The sequence below is a fragment of the Pseudoduganella sp. RAF53_2 genome, from assembly GCF_052113985.1.
Taxonomy (GTDB): Bacteria; Pseudomonadota; Gammaproteobacteria; order Burkholderiales; family Burkholderiaceae_D; genus Rugamonas.
Genome location: NZ_JBFRDW010000596.1, coordinates 1 through 3847, shown reverse-complemented (window position 1 = coordinate 3847; position 3847 = coordinate 1). Strand labels below are relative to the sequence as shown.

Genomic DNA, 3847 nt, shown 5'->3' with positions numbered 1-3847 from the left:
GTCGTAGCGGGTCAGGTGGGCGTTCGACTCAGCATTGCCCAGGTCGTTGATGGCCACGATCTGGATGTCCTGCTTCTTGCCGCCTTCGTAGAAAGCGCGCAGTACATTGCGGCCGATACGGCCGTAGCCGTTGATTGCTACCTTGATCGTCATTACATGTGCTCCTGATAAAAAGAAATCGTTATTGTGCAAAGCGGGCCCGCAGGCCCGCCTTACTCTTCTTAGGCCAGAACAGACTTAACTTTGGCAACCACGTTCTCGACAGTGAAGCCGAAGTGCTTGAACAGCACGCCAGCTGGGGCGGATTCGCCGAACGAGTCGATACCGACCACGGCGCCTTCCAGACCCACATACTTGTACCAGAAATCGGTCACGCCCGCTTCGATCGCTACGCGTGGGGTGCCCTTGGTCAGCACGGATGCCTTGTAGGCAGCGTCCTGGCGGTCGAACACGTCGGTGGACGGCATCGACACAACACGTACCGGGGTGCCGGCTGCTTTCAGTTCGGCAGCGGCTTTCATTGCCAGTTCCACTTCGGAACCGGTAGCGATCAGGATGGCTTTCGCGCCCGGCTCGTCGGCCAGCACGTAGCCGCCGCGCGCGATGTCGGCCACCGCTTGTGCGCTGCGCTCCATGAACGGCAGGTTCTGGCGCGAGAAGATCAGGGTGGCAGGACCGTCGGCACGCTTCACCGCCTCGCCCCATGCAACCATGGATTCGACGGTGTCGGCCGGACGCCAGTTGTCCAGGTTCGGGATCAGGCGCAGTGCGGACACGTGCTCAACCGACTGGTGGGTCGGGCCGTCTTCGCCCAGGCCGATGGAGTCGTGGGTGAACACGAAGATCGAACGCTGCTTCATCAGTGCAGCCATACGCAGGGCGTTGCGGCTGTAGTCGGAGAAGGTCAGGAAGGTGGCGCCGAACGGGATGTAGCCGCCGTGCAGGGCCACGCCATTCATGATCGCGGACATGCCGAACTCGCGCACACCGTAGTTGATGTGGTTGCCAGGCTGGCCGGAACGCACTGGAACGATTTCCTTCCAGTTGGTCAGATTGGAACCGGTCAGGTCGGCGGAGCCGCCCAGGAACTCCGGCATGATCGGCGCCAGGGCCTGGATCGCGTTCTGCGATGCCTTACGGGTCGCGATGGTTTCTTTCTTTTCCACGCAAGCGGCGATGGCGGCTTGCAGGGTGGCGTCGAAGCTGGCCGGCAGATCGCCTGCCATACGGCGCTTCAGTTCAGCTGCTTCAGTCGGGTACTGGGCAGCGTACTTGTTGAACATTTCCAGCCATTCGTTTTCGAAGGCCGCGCCCTGTTCCTTGAAGCTCCAGGCTTCGGCCACGTCGGACGGAATATCGAAAGGCTCGGCGCCCCAGCTGATGTACTCGCGTACTGCGGCCACTTCCTTCTCGCCCAGTGCCGCACCGTGCACCTTGTCGCCGCCTTGCAGGTTTGGCGAGCCCTTGCCGATGATGGTCTTGCAGCAGACCAGGGTTGGCTTGTCGGACTTCTTGGCAGCGGCGATGGCAGCGGAAACGGCCGCCACGTCGTGGCCGTCCACGTTGCGGATCACATTCCAGCCGTACGACTCGAAGCGCTTCGGCGTATCGTCGGTGAACCAGCCTTCCACTTTACCGTCGATGGAGATGCCGTTGTCGTCGTACAGGGCGATCAGCTTCTTCAGGCCCAGAGTACCGGCCAGCGAGCACACCTCGTGCGAGATGCCTTCCATCAGGCAGCCGTCGCCGATGAAGGCGTAGGTGTAGTGGTCGACCACGTCGAAGCCCGGCTTGTTGAATTCGTTTGCCAGCAGCCACTCAGCCAGCGCCATGCCGACCGCGTTCGCAATACCCTGGCCCAGCGGACCGGTGGTGGTTTCCACGCCTGGGGTGATGTCGACTTCCGGGTGGCCCGGGGTCTTGGAGTGCAGCTGACGGAAGTTCTTGATCTCGTCCATCGACAGGTCGTAGCCGCTCAGATGCAGCAGCGCGTAGTGCAGCATCGAGCCGTGGCCGTTCGACAGCAGGAAGCGGTCGCGGTTCGGCCAGGCCGGGTTGGACGGGTTGTGGCGGTGGTGGCCGCTCCACAGGGCCACTGCGATTTCAGCCATGCCCATTGGCATACCTGGGTGGCCGGAATTGGCCTTCTGAACAGCATCCATTGCCAGCGCGCGGATCGCATTGGCCATCTTGGTGAAGGGGAGCGTAGGTTTCATCGTGGTGATTCGAGGAATGGTTGGAATTTTCATGCGCTGCGGCAGCGGGCCGCCACTGAACCCAATATTTTACCAGAGCGTGACATCAACGCTTAAAATTAGTGCATTTTCAAGCTTTTACCCATCCATATGCCCCGTTTTTTCGTTTCCCAGCCCCTGGCCGTCGGCCAGCATCTCGATCTGCCACAGGAAGTCGCCCACCACGTGAATGTGGTGCGCATGGCGCCGGGCGAGACGCTGACCCTGTTTAATGGCGAGGGTGGCGAGTACACGGCGGTGCTGACCGATGTCCAGAAAAAGCGCGCTTCGGCCGAAGTGAAGGTGTTCACACCGCGCGAAGTGGAGCTGCCTTACGCCATCACGCTGGCGCAGGCTCTGCCGGAGGGCTCGAAAATGGACTGGATCATCGAAAAGGCCGTGGAACTGGGCGTGGCGTCCGTGCAGCCGCTGGCGGCGCGGCGCTGCGTGGTGCGGCTGTCGTCGGAGCGGGCCGAGAAAAAGCTGGCGCACTGGCAGGGCGTGATCGTGTCGGCTTCCGAGCAGAGCGGACGCAACCGGCTGGCCCAGCTGGCCGAGCCGCTGGAATTCCGCGACTGGATTGGCCAGCAGGATTTGCACAAACGTGTGCTGCTGTCGCCGCGCGCCACCGAATCGCTGGCGGACTGGGCACGCCATCAGCCGCCACAGGCGCTGACCATCATGGTGGGGCCGGAGGGCGGTTTTTCGGATGAGGAGGAAGCGGAAGCCTTGCGCCGCGGCGCCCTGCCCTTGTCGATCGGCCCGCGCGTGCTGCGCACCGAAACGGCGGCGCTGGCGGCCGTGACCGTGCTGAACGCGGCCTGGGGCGGCATGTAAACCCACGGCGTAACCCAGGTGGCTGCCACGATGTGGCAGCCACCCGCCTTCTGCCTCGGGTTTTAAAAAAAAGGGACGCCGAGGCGTCCCTTTTTGCTGGCTGAAGCCTTCGATTAGAAGGTGTAGTTCAGGCCCAGGTTGAAGTAGCGGCCAACAGCGCCTGCCTGGTGCAGGGATGCGTTGTACGCGGTCAGGGTACCAGCATTGCCGTAGGTAGCTACGTCGATTGGTGGCTGACGGTCGAACAGGTTCAGGATCGAGCCCTTCAGAGTCAGGTTCTTGCTCAGCTTGTACGTTACGTTCAGGTCGGTAGACATGAACGAAGAGGTCTTGCAGTAAGAAACCGGGTTCTTGTTGTTCAGGTTGAAGAAGTAGTTACGGCCACCCACGCCAGCTGCAACGTCGGCGCAATCGGTCACGTCAAGCGACGGGTCCAGGTTGGAGTAAGAACCAATCCAGTTGAACGTGGTGGTCACGCCCAGTGGGCCCTTGTCCCAGCCCAGGGTCAGCTGAGCACGGTTTTTCGGGTTACCGGTGTCGCCAGACACCACGGATGGGCCGTGGGTACCAGCCAGTTCATACTTGGTGCCAGCCGACTCGATCTCGTAGGAGATCAGGTGGTTGAAGGTGAACTGTGCTTTCGCGGTGCCCATATCGCCCAGCTTCAGGCGGTAGTTCATGTCGATCTCAACACCGCTGGTGCTGGTGGTGCCGGAGTTCACGTAACCGGAGGTTGCGTAAGTGATCTGGCCGACCGATGGAACGCCCACGTGGGT

General features: G+C 61.7%; 4 protein-coding genes. 1 reads left to right on the top strand and 3 read right to left on the bottom strand.

Annotated features, from left to right (window positions below):
* Positions 1-153 (bottom strand): glyceraldehyde 3-phosphate dehydrogenase NAD-binding domain-containing protein (locus AB4Z11_RS26115; protein WP_442028753.1); only part of this gene is annotated, 153 nt, incomplete at its 3' end.
* Between the two features lie 68 nt (positions 154-221).
* Complete coding sequence (tkt, locus tag AB4Z11_RS26110; protein WP_442028751.1) at positions 222-2216, bottom strand: transketolase; 1995 nt, start codon at positions 2214-2216, stop codon at positions 222-224.
* Positions 2217-2345: 129 nt separating this feature from the next.
* Here tkt and AB4Z11_RS26105 point away from each other — a divergent pair, with 129 nt between their 5' ends.
* Positions 2346-3071 carry a 16S rRNA (uracil(1498)-N(3))-methyltransferase gene (locus AB4Z11_RS26105; RefSeq protein ID WP_442028750.1) on the top strand — a complete coding sequence of 242 codons (726 nt, stop codon included), beginning with the start codon at positions 2346-2348 and terminating at the stop codon, positions 3069-3071.
* A gap of 113 nt (positions 3072-3184) precedes the next feature.
* Here the strand turns inward: AB4Z11_RS26105 and AB4Z11_RS26100 are convergent.
* Positions 3185-3847: TonB-dependent receptor domain-containing protein (locus AB4Z11_RS26100; protein ID WP_442028748.1), on the bottom strand; the 663-nt coding region annotated here is incomplete at its 5' end.

Excerpts from the sequence above, each read along its gene's own strand:
- AB4Z11_RS26105 (WP_442028750.1), top strand. The coding sequence starts at position 2,346 with ATGCCCCGTTTTTTCGTTTCCCAGCCCCTGGCCGTCGGCCAGCATCTC.
- tkt (WP_442028751.1), bottom strand. The coding sequence starts at position 2,216 with ATGAAACCTACGCTCCCCTTCACCAAGATGGCCAATGCGATCCGCGCG.